Origin of the sequence: Balneola sp. EhC07, assembly GCF_001650905.1 — a bacterium.
Taxonomy (GTDB): Bacteria; Bacteroidota; Rhodothermia; order Balneolales; family Balneolaceae; genus Balneola.
Map to the genome: position 1 here is coordinate 257,207 of NZ_LXYG01000018.1, position 17,521 is coordinate 274,727.

Annotated in this window: 16 protein-coding genes; 6 read left to right on the forward strand and 10 right to left on the reverse strand. The window is 35.5% G+C overall.

All coding sequences use genetic code 11. The features are described 5' to 3' along the window. Positions 1-23 precede the first annotated feature (23 nt). A complete protein-coding gene (locus A8B79_RS13030) occupies positions 24-812 on the forward strand; it encodes an alpha/beta fold hydrolase (RefSeq protein ID WP_066223467.1) in 789 nt (262 codons plus the stop codon). Between the two features lies 1 nt (position 813). Here A8B79_RS13030 and A8B79_RS13035 read toward each other — a convergent pair whose 3' ends face one another. From A8B79_RS13035 to A8B79_RS13070, 8 genes are all read right to left on the reverse strand, one after another. Continuing rightward, positions 814-2,670 carry a type II and III secretion system protein gene (locus A8B79_RS13035; protein WP_066223469.1) on the reverse strand — a complete coding sequence of 619 codons (1,857 nt, stop codon included), beginning with the start codon at positions 2,668-2,670 and terminating at the stop codon, positions 814-816. Next, positions 2,667-3,527 carry a hypothetical protein gene (locus A8B79_RS13040; RefSeq protein ID WP_066223471.1) on the reverse strand — a complete coding sequence of 287 codons (861 nt, stop codon included), beginning with the start codon at positions 3,525-3,527 and terminating at the stop codon, positions 2,667-2,669. Before A8B79_RS13040 ends, A8B79_RS13035 begins: the two co-directional genes overlap by 4 nt. Positions 3,528-3,531: 4 nt before the next feature. After that, on the reverse strand, positions 3,532-5,280 hold the full coding sequence (locus A8B79_RS13045) for a PilN domain-containing protein (protein WP_066223473.1): 1,749 nt from the start codon (positions 5,278-5,280) through the stop codon (positions 3,532-3,534). Positions 5,281-5,284: 4 nt separating this feature from the next. Continuing rightward, positions 5,285-6,538, reverse strand: coding sequence for a type IV pilus twitching motility protein PilT (locus A8B79_RS13050; protein ID WP_235603721.1), 1,254 nt, complete (start codon positions 6,536-6,538; stop codon positions 5,285-5,287). A gap of 74 nt (positions 6,539-6,612) precedes the next feature. Beyond that, positions 6,613-7,113, reverse strand: coding sequence for a Crp/Fnr family transcriptional regulator (locus tag A8B79_RS13055; RefSeq protein WP_066223475.1), 501 nt, complete (start codon positions 7,111-7,113; stop codon positions 6,613-6,615). Between the two features lie 74 nt (positions 7,114-7,187). Then, complete coding sequence (locus A8B79_RS13060) at positions 7,188-8,966, reverse strand: GspE/PulE family protein (protein WP_066223477.1); 1,779 nt, start codon at positions 8,964-8,966, stop codon at positions 7,188-7,190. Further along, entirely contained in the window at positions 8,966-10,171 is a 1,206-nt protein-coding gene (locus tag A8B79_RS13065; RefSeq protein WP_235603725.1) for a type II secretion system F family protein, read from the reverse strand. The genes A8B79_RS13060 and A8B79_RS13065 overlap by 1 nt, the downstream gene beginning before the upstream one ends. A gap of 547 nt (positions 10,172-10,718) precedes the next feature. Beyond that, positions 10,719-11,159, reverse strand: coding sequence for a hypothetical protein (locus A8B79_RS13070; RefSeq protein WP_066223481.1), 441 nt, complete (start codon positions 11,157-11,159; stop codon positions 10,719-10,721). Between the two features lie 267 nt (positions 11,160-11,426). Here A8B79_RS13070 and A8B79_RS13075 point away from each other — a divergent pair, with 267 nt between their 5' ends. The 5 genes from A8B79_RS13075 to A8B79_RS13095 all read left to right on the forward strand — a co-directional run bounded on the left by A8B79_RS13075 (position 11,427) and on the right by A8B79_RS13095 (position 16,469). Further along, positions 11,427-12,650, forward strand: coding sequence for an MFS transporter (locus A8B79_RS13075; protein ID WP_066223483.1), 1,224 nt, complete (start codon positions 11,427-11,429; stop codon positions 12,648-12,650). A 112-nt stretch (positions 12,651-12,762) separates the two neighbouring features. After that, positions 12,763-14,268, forward strand: a complete 1,506-nt coding sequence (locus A8B79_RS13080) for a carboxypeptidase regulatory-like domain-containing protein (RefSeq protein ID WP_066223485.1) — start codon at positions 12,763-12,765, stop codon at positions 14,266-14,268. 16 nt (positions 14,269-14,284) lie between these two features. Then, positions 14,285-14,827 carry a hypothetical protein gene (locus tag A8B79_RS13085; protein WP_153038437.1) on the forward strand — a complete coding sequence of 181 codons (543 nt, stop codon included), beginning with the start codon at positions 14,285-14,287 and terminating at the stop codon, positions 14,825-14,827. Positions 14,828-14,831: 4 nt separating this feature from the next. Continuing rightward, positions 14,832-16,247: an MATE family efflux transporter gene (locus A8B79_RS13090; RefSeq protein ID WP_066223489.1), complete on the forward strand. Its 1,416-nt coding sequence runs from the start codon at positions 14,832-14,834 to the stop codon at positions 16,245-16,247. Continuing rightward, positions 16,248-16,469 carry a translation initiation factor gene (locus A8B79_RS13095; RefSeq protein ID WP_066223491.1) on the forward strand — a complete coding sequence of 74 codons (222 nt, stop codon included), beginning with the start codon at positions 16,248-16,250 and terminating at the stop codon, positions 16,467-16,469. It abuts the gene before it with no gap. On the opposite strand, the gene A8B79_RS13100 is transcribed toward A8B79_RS13095, so the two are convergent. Beyond that, positions 16,466-16,957, reverse strand: coding sequence for a putative metallopeptidase (locus A8B79_RS13100; protein ID WP_066223493.1), 492 nt, complete (start codon positions 16,955-16,957; stop codon positions 16,466-16,468). The genes A8B79_RS13095 and A8B79_RS13100 overlap by 4 nt on opposite strands. Then, on the reverse strand, positions 16,954-17,457 hold the full coding sequence (locus A8B79_RS13105; RefSeq protein WP_066223495.1) for a DUF4920 domain-containing protein: 504 nt from the start codon (positions 17,455-17,457) through the stop codon (positions 16,954-16,956). Before A8B79_RS13105 ends, A8B79_RS13100 begins: the two co-directional genes overlap by 4 nt. Positions 17,458-17,521: the final 64 nt, after the last annotated feature.

The following is a 17,521-nucleotide window of genomic DNA, read 5'->3' on the forward strand; positions in this document are numbered from 1 at the left end:
ATGGTTTGATAACTTGAATACCAATGCTTTACTATAAAGAATATATAAAATCTAAGGAAGCCGATTGGGTTGTATTTGTACATGGTGCAGGTGGTAGCTCAAGTATATGGTTCAGTCAAATAAAATCTTTCAGAAAAGAATTTAATGTATTGCTTCTGGATTTACGCGGACATGGTAAGTCGAAAGACCTCTTGCAAAAATATTATGAGGAAAATTATTCTTTTGAAAATATAAGCAGGGATATATTAGAAGTAATCGATCATCTTGAAATAGAAAAAGCACATTTTGTTGGTGTTTCCTTAGGATCTATAATCATTCGTTCCCTGAGTGAAATAGCTCCTGAGCGGGTAAACTCTGCCATTCTTTGTGGCGCAATTACAAGAATGAATATTCGCTCAAGAATTTTAGTTTTTATAGGTCATCTTTTTAAAAGAGTAGTACCATATATGTGGTTGTACAAATTTTTTGCCTGGATAATAATGCCTAGAAAGAGACATGAAAAATCCAGAAATCTGTTTATTGGTGAGGCAAAAAAACTGGCTCAAAAAGAATTTATAAAATGGTTCAAACTGACCAATGAAGTCAATCCCCTTCTAAGGTATTTTAAAGAAAAAGAAACGTCTTCGCCTATGCTTTATATTATGGGAGAAGAGGACTATATGTTTTTACCACCCGTCAAAAACATAGTGAAGAACCACAAATTAGCCCATCTTGAAATAATAGAGGACTGTGGACATGTGTGCAATGTCGAAAAGCCTGAGATCTTCAATGAAGTCTCTATTAACTTTCTGAAGAAAAATTCAGGAACTTAAGTTAATTTTCTTCTTTGAATTCGACTTCTGGCTGAAGAGTAAATAGCCAGGTTCCCGGGTCCCCTTCTAATCTCATTCGTTTGGTTGTTTCCACTGCTTTATCGTAATCTGAAAAAGCGTAGTATGCAACATAATTAAAGCGAGTGCCCGGGTGAAAAAGTATTCTGGACTCAAACCCTTGGGAATCTAAAGTACTGGAAAAATTAGACGCATTCTTGGGGACAATAAATGAACCTCCAATTACGAAGTATTTTAAGTCAGTGTTGTCTTCCTGAACTTCTCCGGTTTCTCTTTTTGCCAAATACTCATTAAGATCAAAAGCTTTAGGAACAACTACCATTAACTCGGGATCTTTAATGGGCATTGAAAGATTTTTCAGTTCCTCTTTTTGATTCTCTGTCAGCTCTTCTTCTTTTTTAATGGGCTTTTTGTCCTCTCCTTGTTCTTTAGGAGTCTCCATCCCTTTAATCTCTTCGCTGGTAACTGTTGTTGTATCAGGTTCATCATCTCTGACAGGAGTTGGGGTTATTACCGGACCGGGTTTATCCATCACGTAATCCATTTCATTGCGAAAACGATTTCTTTCATCATTAAGAATAGACCCTTTTGATCTTAACTTATCGTTCATCCTTTCAGATAAAGTCTTTTCCAGTTCTGCCTGTATTATAATTACTAACTCATTTTCAATTTTGTCAGTAGAATTATATCCAAATAGGTATTTTAAACCAAAGAACCATCCGGGAAGATCTTTTAGAATCGGAACACCTCTTCTTATCTTTGTTTCAGAGGTTGTATATAATCCGGCTACAGCAGTTGCTTCTCCATCCAACAATAAAGTTTTAGTAGTTACTTCCTGTTTCCTGATAACCGTACTAACGGCATCCGGTTGGGCATTAGATCGTTCGGCTGCTATATCAAGATGGATAAACGTACTGTCGTTATAATCTATTATCGTTGGAGTAACTGTTAGTATTGTACCAGTACTAAAAAACTCATCTGTTACATTTCCCGCAAAATCTCTTTGTTTTACTGAAAAATCCTGACCATCCTGAATTTTTCCTTCTTCACCATCAACTACTTTTATTGAAGGTGTCGCTATTATGCTTCCCAAGTTATTAGATTCGAAAGTACTGAATAGAGCTTGAACACTAATTCCGGGGCCAATTTCTCCAAGATTTACCAAAGCATTAAAAACGTTTTGTGAAACCTGATTGGCGTTTGCAGAATTAATTGAAACAAACTGGTCAGCAAAAGCAGTTTGAGGTACCGAAGCAGTTGCACCTGAACCAACGAAATCCTGAATATTAGCCGGAACATTATTTGTAAGCGTAGACCAGTCTATACCGATCTCAGCCAGTGCTCTTTTATTTCCTTCAAAGAAAGTAGCATTAATTCGTACTTCCCTTGTATCAATATCAGCTAAAATCTCTGCTGATTCTCCCCCACTTGTAGCTCTATCCTGTGAACTTCCTGAAGCTCCTTCAGATGTGACCTGAGGTATTATAATTTCATAGTAATCAGGTTTTGCAACCAATTGAAGATTTTGAATTTTAAGAATATAATCTAAAGCTTCTTTCCAATACATTGGCGGTAAACTAACCCCAATAGAACCGGTGTAGCCTGATAAATCAACAATGAATTTATTTTCATATTCTTGTGCAAACTGATTAAATATCTCAATTGCTTCAGTATAACTCGTGCTTCTGTCAAAAGTGACTATCTCATCCGGGTTAGTGTACTCTCTGAAAGGATTCTTTGTTTGTGCGTTCGCATTCTGAATGAAAACCTGAGTAAAAATGATTAACAGTAAAGAAATGCCAAATAATTTTGTTGTAAGCTGCATTGTAAATGATTTCATCTTTCCACCTTTAAAGTGAATATTTCTTGAATCCCGCCTTTGTCCAGGTTAAATATAACCTCTTTGTTTTCCGAGTCAATTTCTCTTAGATACCCTAAATAAACCTTATCGCCTGGCTTTAGAATTTGTGTCTCTCCATTTTGGTCTATTATAAAAATCCTTGTACTCGTTAATCCAATTAATCTGGATTGTTCAATGTTAGTAAGGTTATCAGTATTAGCTGGAACTGAACTTAATACCAAAGGTTTTAGAGGATTAAATACAGAGATGGTCGAATCAATTCTAAACTTTTGTTGAATATCTTCTGCTGTTTCGAAAACAATTTTTTGGTAATAACTATTTAAAGTCATGTTAAAATTAACATAATCCTGAGTAGCTTCCCCAACACCAGGTGTAATATTCACGTTTTCAATTTTATTTAAATAAAGACTATTTTCAATTTTATTGATAAAAGTAACAAAATCAGAATAGATCCCGGTGCCTACAATTCTGGACCTAAGAATTCCATATTGATTATTTACAGTTGAATCCTGATAAGTAAAGTCATAGAATAGTTCCAGATTTTCATCATTTATTTCGCTTAAATAGTCATAAACATCGTCAGGGTTATTGGAACTATATAATTTTTTATCAAAATTTTGTACAATATCTCGTGCTTTATTGTAGCGCTCCAGTAGAGGAGGATATTGATCTCTTATTTCTGTCTTTGTGCCATAATCTCTATTTAGAGATTCTAATTCTGTAGTCAGGTCATTAATTTCAGCCTTTTGAACAAACTTTATGTAAGAAAATGCTGCCCCTGCAATCAAAAGCAAGGTCACCAATAGAATTAAAGAGTTTCGAAGAGCGTAGGACATACTATTAATTACCCCCTAATACTTCTTTAAGACCCTGAGCACTTTCAGGAGTGTATCTTTCAGTGTTGGATACAACTTCAGAAACAGAATAAGTAAATGAATATACTTCTTTATCTCGGATCAATATTCTTTGTACATCTTTTAATACAGCCTTACTGAACATATCGGCAATCATCGGGATCCTGTTTCTATAAATTGCGATACCTTTTAAATCTATACCAGTATCATTTGATTGAGAAATACTTGTCAACCAAATAGAATCAATATTATCTGTTCCTTTATTTATTAAATCCAGGTTAACCGACCATGTTAGTGTCTCTTCACTCAATTCATCAAGTAAAACGAGCTTTGTTTGAATTCCAGCTAGTTCAGAATTTATTCTGTTATACTCTTGAACTGTATTTTCAAGAACTCTTATTTCTGCTTTACGACTTGATACACTTTCTCTTAAACTAACTATCTCTGAAGAATTTGCGAGATAAAAGTAGTTTGTTATGGGGAAAACAGAGATAATTAAAGCAACTAGTAAAAATCCATGCCACTGAAGCTTAAAAATTTTCTGACGGTCCTTTACATATGAAGGTAAAAAACTGATGTCAGGATAAGACTCTTTTTGAAAGCCGGCGTCAGCCCAGGCTAGTGAAATTGCAGATGTAAAAGATGAAACCACGCCTGGCTCAAAACCGTTAGTGTCAAAAATTTCGTCGTCAAATATAAACTCTGAAACTTCGATATCAGGAAAACGATCTTCAAAGAACTCAATAGCAGCACCATTCAAACTATTGTTACATAGTATTATCCGGTCCAGACTTGGGACTTCACCGGTATCAAGCTGAAAAAGCACTTTACTAAACACAGTGTTCAGGAATTTTTTTGAAGAAGCTCCTTCCGTTATGATCGGAGAAATACTTAGTAGATCTTTACCTTTCAGAAATATTACTCTACAACTTTCTTCACTATACTGTATTAAAGCGGTAATACTCTCAAAATCAACATCATAGTTAGCGCGAAATAAACCAACGATAAGAGCTTCGTCGGGTAATACTTCATTAATGGTAACTTTACCGCTGTAGATGGTTTCAGACTGGTGGATTAGTTGTAGTACTTGCGGATTTTCATCAATAGATACTAAGAGTAAAGAACCATCATCTCTAATTGTTGTTGAGTAAAGATCCTTTCCTTTCGGAGAGCCGTAGAGAGATTCTAAACGGTCATCTACAATTATCTGAAGGTCTTTTTTCTTAATCGAAGAAAAATCTATATCCCTTAAAATCTGAAAAATAGTTGACCCGGAAGGAATATTTACGCTTAGTTTTACTTTTGAAGGATCTAGATCAGTAAGAATGTTATAAATAAGTAATTCATTACTCCCGGCCATCTCAGAATCAGATTCAAGGGCCATATCATCTACATTCAGAATTGAATCATCATCTTCTAAATCCTCTAAATCAAGATCTAGATCTAAATCTAATTCATCTGAAGATCCTTCTACATCGGATTCCTCGTCGTCTTCTGTTAAATCAAAAGTATTATCATCTTCGATTCCGAAAATACTATCATCTTCAAGATCATCAAACGCATCAAAAACTTCTTCATCCTGATCTTTAAGTTCACCAATTTTATTTGGTGCATTTACGAGCTTGATCTTATCTATTTTCTCAAGTGTTGCCGTTTTTCCGGACACACTTATTCTAGCGATCTTGATGGAATCGTCTTCAAGAGAAAATCCGGTATATAATTTAATTCCAGCCATCTAATTAATAACTTGTCTCACTTAAAAGTTGTACTATTTTCGACTTATTGTTGGAATAATTAATTGCGTTTTCTTTAGAAATTTTTCCTTCAGTGAATAATCGTTTCAGATCTTGCTCTAAAGTATTCATTCCTTTTTCGCTTCCTTCCATCAGCATCTGATAAATTTCGCTGATATTATTGTTTCTGATCGCTGCTTTTACCGATGAGTTTGCTATAAGAACCTCTTTAGCTAACACTCGCTTGCCATCTAAGCTGGGTACAAGTTTTTGACTTATAACGCACGTTAAAACATCTGCTAAACGAGCTCGAACTCGATTCTGTTCTTCTGTAGGTACTTCACCTAATATACGCTCTATACTATCCATTGCTGAGGATGTATGCAATGTACTGAACGTTTTATGTCCTGAATCTGTAATTTCCAGAGCAGTCATAATAGTCTCCGGATCTCTAAGCTCACCTATTACGATTATATCAGGATCCTGACGTAACGCTTGAATAGCTCCTGCTTTAAAAGATTCTACATCTCTGCCTACTTCTCTGTGCCTAACCACAGATTTAATTGGTTTGTGAATAAGCTCTACAGGAGATGAGATAACTACTATATGAGAGTCTACTGTTCTATTATTTGCATCAATAATCGTATCTAAAGTAGACGATTTACCGGATCCTGTAATTCCGGTTATTAAACTTAATCCGTATTTATAATATTTCAGACTAAGTGCTTTTGCTACTTCCGCGTTAACTCCTAAACTCTTAAAAGGACGTATTGTATTATCAATGCGTCTCATATTCATAGCTAAATGCTCTAAATCAAAGTAAATATCAACTCGGAAACGTTGATTCTTACCATTACCAATCTCTATCCCATATGAAAAATCAAGATTTCGATCCTTTAAAAGTAACTTCCTTTGGCTGTTTACCAATATGTTCAAGAGTAAAAAATCAGTAGCTTCTACCGAAAAATTCTGAGTACTCTTATCCGGTGATTTATCCCCAAAAATTCTATACCAAACTTTACCTCTACAGCCTGCCCCACCTAAATCTATATCAGAAGCCTCATTCTTCAACATTTTAAGTAAAAAACTATCCAGAACAGCTTTTAAATCAATACGAAGCTTTTCAGGTTGGTCATCCAGAATTTGGCTCATTTTTATAAAAAGCTCGTCTCCTCTGGCAGTGAAAGGAATTTGCTCAATTAAAGGCGCTGTGAGCGTATTAAGAATATGTTCTTTGCTAGCCGTTTGCATAAAAATCATATAAAGAAATCATTGTTATAGATGATTTCCTATCAAGAATGTTACAGAATTATACTTAACCTAGTTAGTAAATCTTACCAGGTATTGTCATTAAGTAATCTTTTTTTGAGGTTTAGTAACTGTACATTCATGTTACTAATTTTTCTTTGCTGTATTTCGATGATATTCTTTGTAAAGATATTGAACAATTTTTCCGGTTTTTTTCGAAAGAAATTAAGTGCATCATATCGTTCATACCTTAATAATATAGTGTCCGTTTCAGAAGTTACTTTAGCCATTCTGCTGTTTTTACTGAATAAAAAAGCCTCTCCTAGAAAATTACTTTCCGATAATGTTGCTAATTGAATTCCATCTTTCCAAATAGCCACTTTACCTGATGCAACTAAGTACGCAGAATTAACATTTTCGGATTCATTAATAATATTATCACCAGCCATGTAGCGTTCTTCAACGCCAGTTTGTAAGAACTCTAATACGTCTTCGTAGTGAAAATTGCGTAACAATAAAGGAGGTTCCTTAAGAAACTTCTTTAAGTAGTCAGGCATTTTATCATGGTTTTTTTCTTGCATATCCATTTGTTTTCTTCCCCGTACACTAAATATCGCTAAAATGATTAACTAATATTTAATAAGTTATCTAATATTTCAAATTAATCTTCTAAAGTTCCTGCAATTATTTCTTCAATCGTTGTAATACCTTCTTTAATACGTTCACGGCCAGAGCCTCTAAGAGTTAACATACCCTGAGACATAGCTAAATCTTTTATAGCTTGTTCATCTATATCGCCTCCTGATTCCAAAACAAGTTCCTTTATCTCTTTCGAGAAAAACAAAGCTTCATGAATCGCTGAACGACCTTTAAAACCCGATTGACCACAAACTTCGCACCCTACAGCTTTATAAAAAGTTGTTTCTTCATACTCTTCTTCAGTAAAACCTATACCTTTTGCTACTTCAATATGTGGTTTAAATTCTTCTTTACAATCTTTACATAAACGTCTTACCAAACGCTGAGCCATAACTAAATTAACCGCATTTGCGATCAAGAATGGCTCAACTCCCATTTTAAATAAACGAGAAACAGCACTGGGTGCATCATTTGTGTGTAAAGTAGAAAAAGTAAGGTGACCGGTGTTGGCTAATTTTATTGCAATTTCTGCTGTTTTAAGATCCCTCATCTCTCCTACTAATACAATATCCGGATCATGACGAAGTATTCCGCGTATTGATTGATCAAAGGTCATATGATTACTGATCTTTAACTGCCGCGCTCCTTCTATTATATATTCTACAGGCTCTTCAATAGTAAGAACATTTTTAGTTGGGTCAATAACCGAGTAAAGAGCTGCTACAAGTGTTGTTGATTTACCACTTCCAGTAGGCCCTGTAATTATAACAATTCCGGAAGGTTGACTTATAGCTTTTACAAAATTGGCTTTTGCTATTTTTTGAAGCCCTAGTAAATCAAGGTCACGAATAACTTTTCTGTCATCAAGAACCCTGATTACAATAGACTCAAATTTTCTATCGTATTGATTACCAACTATGGGCATAATAGAAACTCTGTACCGAATACCAACACCATCAATTTGACGTTGAATAAATCCATCCTGAGATGCATCTCTTTCAAATCTATCTACATTTCGGGTTTTGTCTTTTACTACTGCGGAAATTGCCTCTGGTTTAACATTCTTCTGTTGATACCATAATTGCAGCTTTCCATCCGTTCTAAAGCGAATGTCTGTAGTAGAAGGTCCGCTTGGAACGATGTGCAAATCACTAACACCCTGCCTAACTGATTCAACTAACATCCCTTCTACCAAGGAATTAAGCATACTTTGGTTTATCTCAGCATCAATCTCTTCTTCATTGATTGATTCTTCCTCTTCAGCTTCTAACTGAGATTCGTCATAATCTATTTCTTCTAAAAGGTCCAGGAACTCATTTTTTTGTTCATAGACGTTTGACAAGATCTCCTCTATAAACTCATACTTACAATAAACCAATTCAGTTTTTTTGAAATTGAGCTTTTGTATTACTCCCTGAATATCAGGGTCAGATGGATCAGCAGCAGCAACCGTTATAGAATTTTGAGATCGATGAAAAGGAACTGCTTTTAGAACTACGAGCTCATCTACTACATCATTATTAAGCTCTTCAACGTTTGTTTTAATATGGTCAATAATCTCTTCAGGGACAGAGTCAATATTTTCAAGAACCTCTCTAAAAGCATAAATCTCGGCAATCTCTTTCATTATAGTATGCCTGTTAAGATCTAAATCCTGAAATAAGATCTGACCTAATCTACGGCTACTCGATTCCGGTTCTTGCTCTAATATTTCTAAAGCCTCCTTCAGCTGCTCACCAGAAATAATAGATTTCTTTACAAGAATATCGCCGATATGTCTTCTGATATTAATTTTACCCATTAAGCATTCGGCTTAATAACAGCAGATTCAGAAGAAACAACAGTGATTCCAATTAAAGCTATCATAATAAATAAATTCACGAATAAACTAATAGTATCTATTACAGATTGCATTCTATACGTTGTTTGAACTTCATAGTATTCTGCGAGTTGGCGTGCATTTTCTCGTAAAGATCCTGACTCAGCTCCTAATCTAAATCTACTTATCGCGGTTCTTGTGAATACACCTGTTTCTTCAATCGATTCAATTAAGCCCGCGCCATCTTTAAGCATCTTTTTTATTGCAACTTCTTTGATTCGCTTTTCCATATATGTATTTCTGCAAGCCTCGCTAGCAACCTTTATTACTTCAATATTTTGCCCTGAACCACTATAAAGTGTATAAAATACTCTTGAAAAAATTTCAATACTTGTTTTGTGTAATAAATCACCGATTACAGGGATTTTTATGATATACTTATCTAAGAAAAGTTTTCCTTTAGGTGTCTTAAAATAGTAAATCAAACCACCAATAGGACCGATTACACTAAGTATAAGTGTTATCCAATTTGCCTCCAACCAATAGCTTAATTGGAGTGTTGCAGCTGTCATGGGTGGTAATGAAATCCCCATATCTACAAATAATTCAGCTGTTGCGGGAAATATATATCCTACATAAAATAATACAACTCCAACTACAGCAAGAACTGTAACAGCAGGCATCATCAAGGAGCGCTTTAAATTCTTTTTAAATTCAGCATCCCTTTCAAGAAATTTAGCAGTACTTTCAAATACTAAAGCCATGTTACCAGACGTAGAAGCAACACTAAGCATGTAAGCAGCAAATTTTCCGAAGACGTCTTCATGCTTTCCATAAACTTCAGAACCTTCCTTACCATCCTTTAGGTCTTTCTGAATAGTCTTTATCACCTCTTTCATCCTCTTATTTGCAGTATCTTCATATAAGAGGTTTAAAATTTCATCGTAAGTTAATTGTTGTTTTAAAAGATCTGCAGACAAACTGATAAAAGTAACCACTTCCGTGTGTGGCACCCCTCCCTTAAACTCAAAAAACTTCTTATTAATACTTAGAATTTCATATCCAAGCTTAAGAAGTGCCTTTTCTACTTCTTCTTTATTGTAAGCTTCCTGCTCTCCGGTTAACTTTGGCTTTCCGGGACGCTTCACTTTGTACATGAAGGTAGATTTTTGTTCTAATGACTTCACATTTAAGCCATTAGTCTTCGTTAATCTATCTACCTTGATCTGAGCGTCTTTTTTATTCTCTGCTTCGAACTCTTTTAAGATTACTTTACCACCATTAGAAACTGCTTTTAAACGAAATTGTGCCATGTTAAAAGTTACTCCAGATTATACGAAATTTAATAGATGTAGATGTAAAATATCCATCCAGCCCAAAGTTGATGAGAATTCTTTAAAAGTTCTTGTAACGGCTTTAGAGCTTATAAAATATTGTTCATTATAAATTGCTTTATTCAAACTTGACCTCCTAAAAGGTTAGTAATACGACAATTGTAACATTCTGAAATATCCGATTTTGTAAAGTAAGAATTAGAGTAAAGTGTTAAATCGAGCACTCTTTGTCTTACTACATCCTTTTCAGCTTCTGGAAACATATTAATAGAACCTATTGCATTATTCCTTCTACTTCTAACAGCGTTGTAAAAGCTACTAGTATGTTTTACTTATTTTAATCTAAAAAAAAAGGACTTCATTTAAAATGAAGTCCTTAAATATAAGACTTGGATAGATATTAGTTATTATCAGTCCAGCTCAAATCATCTCTGGTAACATCTGCTGCCATTGTGTTAGTAGCAGCATCACCAATTGTTCCGTCAAAATCAGGATCACTGTTTGGATGTGCAGTAATAGTGAACTGAGTAGCTCCAGCTGCACTAAGAACATACTTACCATTAGCATTTAGTGCTGATAACAAGTCTCCCTGATCAATAGTATCTGATGCGAAAGATAAGTTATTAAATGTGATACCGGTGAAATCCTGACCACCGCCACCTAACTGTGTAGGCTTCATATAGTAGCTCTGTGCTGAAGCTGCAATATTTGCAACATCTTGACGAACTGCATCCAAGTTAGCTGAATCAGCTGCACTTGAGAAAGTGTTAATTGCAACTACAGTTGCAATACCTACGATTATTGTTACTAGTATAACTAGAAGTAATTGTTGTTGTCCCATTGGGTATACCTATTTATTGTTGTTTGTTTGTTGTTAATATAATTTATAATTCAATTTCTTAAAACATTTTCTAAAAATAAATTAGAAATTGTTTATCCGCGTTAAGCTTATTTAACATCAAGAGTAATTTGTCTGAGAAAAATTACAAAAAAAATCAGAACTAAAACTTATCCGCTCAATGTAATAATTGGTTAACAGCATATATTAATAGTATCGGCATTTTTTTGAAGAAATTTAAGTTGTTATGTTACTTTCCTAAATATATTTATGAAATACAATTCTACCACTCCCTATTTTATTCTGTTTTCATTATGGTTACTGGTTTTTTCTGCGAGTAGCCAAATTATGATAATAGCTCCAATACTACCGGAAATTGGACAAACTCTTAACACTCCCATTGAACTGTTAGGCAATTTAATTACTGTTTATGCCGTAATGGTTGGTGTTTTTGCTATAATTATGGGGCCTTTCTCTGATAAAATCGGTCGCCGTAAAATTCTTCTGATAGGCACTGGTGGTATGGCTGTTTTTTTATTTTGCCATACACTAGTGGTTGATTTTAAGAGTTTTTTATTGGTTAGAGCGATGGCCGGAATGGCAGGTGGTGTATTAAGTGGAGCGGCGGTAGCTTATGTGGGAGATTACTTCCCATACGAAAAACGAGGTTGGGCTAATGGTTGGGTTATGAGTGGTATAGCTGTTGGACAGATACTCGGAATACCTTTAGGTACATTTCTAGCTGAACAATTCGGCTTTAAATCTCCGTTCTTGGTTTTTGGAATTGTAATGTCACTTACTTTTATACTTATATATATAAAAGTCCCTCAACCTAATGTTGAGCTTCATACTGACAAGCTTACAATACTTTCTACATTTACTAAGTATATAAACCTCCTCAAGAGGAAAGACGTGAGTTTTGTAGCCCTTTGTTACTTACTAATGTTTCTAAGTTTATCTGTTTTTATAATTTATTTCCCTACTTGGTTGGAAGATTCATTTGATTCTTCCTTAACTACCATTGGGTATATATTTGCAGTGGGTGGTATCGCTAATGTTATTGCTGGACCAAGTTCCGGATGGATATCAGATAAAATTGGTAGAAAAAACATGATTATTACTTCATGTCTCGGGCTTTCTGTTTTAATGACGGGTACAACTTTTTTCATTACAGAACTGTCTTTTGCATTTATTTTATTTCCTGTTGCTATGATTTTGATAGCAATGAGAATCAGTCCCTTTCAGGCACTTTCATCAGAATTAGTAAAATCTAATAACAGAGGAACTATGATGAGTTTGCTGGTTGCAATCGGACAAGTTGGTTACGGCCTCGGAGGAACTGTTGCAGGCCCCCTCTATTCAATTAAAGGATATGCCAGTAATACTTATTTTGGTGCTTTTGCTATATTTTTAACCGCCTTGGTAGTTTGGAAATTTGTACCTGAACCAAAACTTAAATCTACCCCAATACCCGAGCCTTCAATTGTGGAATAGTTTTATTAAAGCATTTTTGATCTGAAAGACCGGCTTTTATAAATTAACTTTCCAAGACGATAAAATAATATGTAACTTTACTAACTTTTAATTATCTCTTTAGGAAAAAGCCATGAAAAAATATCATCTCCTAAGTCTTTTTGTTCTCTTTCTTTTTGTCACGATCAATTCATGCAGCACTGATAATGCTGATGATGATGTGATAATAACAGGCCAGGTTTCAGACTCTGATTCGGGAGACCCAATTCTTGGAGCTACAGTTGAAATAGAGTCTCCTGAAGAATTGACTGATTTTGTTAAAACTGATTCTAGTGGTAATTACCAGTTTACCGGTATTAGTATAGATGAAGTTACTGACATCTCTCTTACTGCATCATCTGCTAATTTTGGTGATGCTACACAAACATTAAGGGTAGCCCCTTCGGATGTCTTGAATAATATTGATTTTGAATTAACACCAAATGATTCACAGGGACCGGATGATCCGGGTGGTGACGAAGTGAGTGGAGATCCCGAAGGAGCAGCTGCTATTATTTTAGAAAGGATTTCAGCTGAATCCATTAATATAAGACAAACAGGTGGTCAAGTTAGTTCTACATTTACCTTTGTTGTACAAGATTCTGCGGGTAGAGCAATAAATACTGAAGGTGCTGTAAATGTGGAGTTCTCCATATTAAAAGGTCCTGGTGGGGGTGAAACTGTAATTCCTAGTTCTGTAACAACAAACGCTGCCGGACAAGCAGTTACAAGTTTATTTAGTGGAGATTCAGCAGGAGTAGTTCGTGTAAGAGCTCTTATTGACCGCTCCGATGTTGGGCTCACAATAGTATCAGAGCCTATTTTAGTGGCAATAAATGGAGGTTTTCCTGCTCCGGATAGGTTTTTTATAGCATCTGCCAATACAAACTTAGAAGGGTTCGGACTGATATCAGGCAATAACTCTTCTTTGGAGTATGATATTGTTGCTAGCGTTGGTGATAAATTTGGGAACCCTGTAAAAAGAGGAACCGCCGTTGACTTTAGAACACAAGGTGCAGGAATTATCGAAGGATCAGCGCTTACCAATGAATTTGGTACTGCAACTGTGAAACTAAGACCAGATGGAAGTCGCCCAAGTTCTGACCCACAGGGTATCGGTTTTTTTACTGTTAAAGCAAAAACAGTAGATGAAAACAATGATTTTGTTAATCAAGATCTAAAATTGCTTTTTACAACGTCTCAAGCGTTAATTTCGATTAATCCTAATTCCGTTAATATACCTGCGGATGGAGCTCAATCTTTCACTTACACTGTTACAGATCTAAATGGTAATCCTATGTCTGCAGGTTCAGATATAGGAGTAAGTGTAGCAACAGGTTTAGAAGCATCTGGTGATGTTGGCTTTTCATTAGGAGATTTTACTGCTCCGGGTGCAGGAAGTACTGAGTTTGGATTTACTGTCTCGGATACCGATGATGAAAATGCAGATGTAATTGGTACGTCAATCACAATTACGGTAACTTCAGCCGGAACAGGTTCAACTACATCCTTAACCATTCAAGGAACACGTGCAAAATCAGGTGGGTGGAATTTCGATCCCAGTGACACAGAGACAACCTTCATTGAAAGAAAACAATAAAACTACAGCAAAATTAATGTTCGACTTTAACAGTACCTCTTATAAAGAGTTTCTTAAAAACTTCAGAAACGACCCTGAGAAAAAAAGAGTGATAGTATTTGCAGGCAACTTCGCCGAAAATAGAAAATATGCTTTAAGCCAATTTGAAACTGAAGTAATGGGCGATTCCGTTCATGTTTCTTTAGAAGATCATATCTCTGGTTCAGAATCTGAAACTTATAAAAAGTTAGATCAACTCTTTGACCGTCTATCATCAATAAGGTCACTCATTATTTTCAATAATGCAGAGCAACTTTGCGGTGTATATGTTGGGCATACTTATTCTGTTGTGAAATATGCTACTCCACAGGAAAAGTATTTTATAAAAAAACTAGCAGAGCTGAACAGCCCTTGTATTATCGAGTTTGAGAATTTAAATCATATCGATAAAGCAATTGAAAGAACTGCAGATGCTGTTATTAGATTTAATGTTCCATCATCCAGAATTGAGAAATTATTTTTCTGGTTAAGCCAAGTAAGAGTAAACGGTTCCAATCTTCCCTCCCGTCGCCCGGTTTAACTAAATGGAATCAAGCGAGGAGAACGAACTAAAAGAAGCTTCTATTTGGAGTGAAGTAAAAGCCTCGCTTTCAGGAACGGATAAAGATTTCACAAAGGGAAGTATCGGAAAAGCAATTCTGGTTCTTTCAATTCCGATGGTTCTGGAAATGCTCATGGAGTCGGTATTTGCGGTTGTAGATATCTTCTTTGTTTCCAAACTGGGTGCTGAAGCTATTGCAACAGTAGGCATTACAGAGTCTCTGATGACACTGATTTACGCAATTGCCATTGGATTTGCTATGGCCACTACCGCTGTTGTATCCCGAAGGTTCGGAGAAAAAAACTACGACAAAGCATCAATAACTGCCGTTCAAGCAATAATTGCAGGAATCTTAGTCTCCACTCCGATCGCAATTTTTGGAGGCTATTTTGCATCGGAATTACTAGTCTTGATGGGCGCTACCGGACAAATTGTTTCTGAGTTCTCTGTGTACACCACTATAATGTTCAGTACGAATTTTGTGATCATGCTGATCTTTGTGATCAACTCAGTATACAGAGGAGCTGGAGATGCAAACATCGCAATGCGTACACTTATTATTGCTAATGGAATAAATATAATTCTGGATCCTTTATTAATTTTTGGAATCTGGATCTTTCCGGAAATGGGTATTGCCGGAGCAGCTGTTGCCACATCCATAGGGCGTGGAATTGGAGTCGGATATCAGTGTTACAAACTTTTTGACGGAAAGACACGAATTAATGTCCTTAAAAAACATCTTGTTCTGAGATGGGATATCATGTCTAACTTGATTAGAGTTTCACTTGGTGGAATTGGTCAATTTATAATTGCTACAAGTAGCTGGATTGGGCTGGTCAGGATTATTGCTGAGTTTGGCAGCGTGTCCTTAGCTGGTTATACGATCGCAGTTCGAATTTTAATTTTCTCGATTTTACCATCCTGGGGCATGAGTAATGCTGCTGCAACTTTAGTAGGCCAGAATCTCGGGGCAAATCAGCCTGAAAGAGCTGAAAGATCAACCTGGATATCTGCTTTTGCAAATATGGTTTTCCTTGGTATTGTTGGTTTGATTTTCTTTACTAATGCTGAGTTATTGATGGGCATTTTTACATCTGACGAAGCCATTATAGATGTAGGAGCCAGATGTTTACGAATAATGAGCTATGGTTATTTGGCCTATGCTTTTGGGATGGTAATTATTCAGGCTTTTAACGGAGCAGGTGACACCTTCACTCCTACCCTTATCAATTTAGTATGTTTTTGGATAGTTGAAATTCCTCTGGCGTATTTTTTAGCAATGCATTTAGGACTGGCAGAAGAAGGCGTTTTTTATTCAATAGTAGTTTCTGAAACTTTATTGGGAATAATAGGCTTTATATTATTCAAACGTGGTAAATGGAAAACAACACAAGTTTAAATGAAAGTTACAATTACACTAGACCGGTCAGGTCGCAGAGGAAAAGAAGTAACCCTCATCAAAAATATTCAACATAATCCTCAACACATCGAAAAAATTGCCAAAAAGCTAAAAGGGCAATTGGGAACCGGTGGTACTGTAAAAGGTAAAACAATTGAAATTCAAGGAAACCACATTGAACGTGTAAAACCCCTCCTTGAAAAAGAAGGGTTTACTTTCTAAAGCGAAACCTTGCTTTCTTGTCTTGGATCCAGATCGTATAACGAAGAAGCAGTAGCCTGAACCGTTTTATACCATTCATTTCCATACTTATCGTTGATAGTATAGAAATCTGCAAAATCAGGTTTTCTTAAGTTCATCTTCCATTCCTGAGTCTTTGATTTAAAGGAAGGATCAATATGCATGAGTTCATGGTAAAGAACCATCTCTTTAGTTTTGGTATCAAGCATGTCCCATAATTCCCCTGAAAGCTCTATCAGATAATCATTACCGGAATAGTACTTGACTTCCCTGGTTGCTTTCATACACTTTGCAGCTCTCTGTTTTGAGATGTTGGGGTAAACCAAAAAGTAACCGATCTCTGCAGGACCAAACTCCATATTATTTTTTGCAATTACATCTTTAGCGATCTTCTCCACTTCGGGAGATTCCATTAATTGTTTATCACTTGATGTTACTTCTACCGGCTTCAATAAATCGTTATCGTTCATTCCTGATTTTTTCTTTCTTTTTGAATAATTACTGTTGATGCTACTATCGAGTACTCGATTTGCTCTCCTTGTATATTGTCACTGCTTTTTCCGGCGTCTTCAGCATAATGCTTAGCCTTTTCTTCTGATAACAATTTCTTACTTAGCTCTCCGATAATAGTGACCTCTTTACCTTCTGAGTCAGTTGGGACAAAGAAACCATAATCCTTAAAAGTGATCCGAGCAGAGTAATCTCCTTCCTGAGCTATAAAAAAGCAGCCTTTCTTTTCACATACTTCTGCTATAGATGTATTAACAACAACTGTAGAACTTTTTTCATCATTTTTTAAAACTTCGGTAAGTGATTTAGGCTTTTCAAAATCCTCTACATTGGCGCCATATATCTCAAAATTATTTGTAACCCGGACCGGTTCAGATAGTTTGATTACTTTTTTTGTTTCCTGAGCAGACAGGTTTGACCCTAAAAGGATTATTAATACAAGTACGGATAATGTTTTCATAAAAATTGGTTTTTAATTGTTGCATTGAAAATACTAATTAAGCTATCAATTGTTAACCTTGATT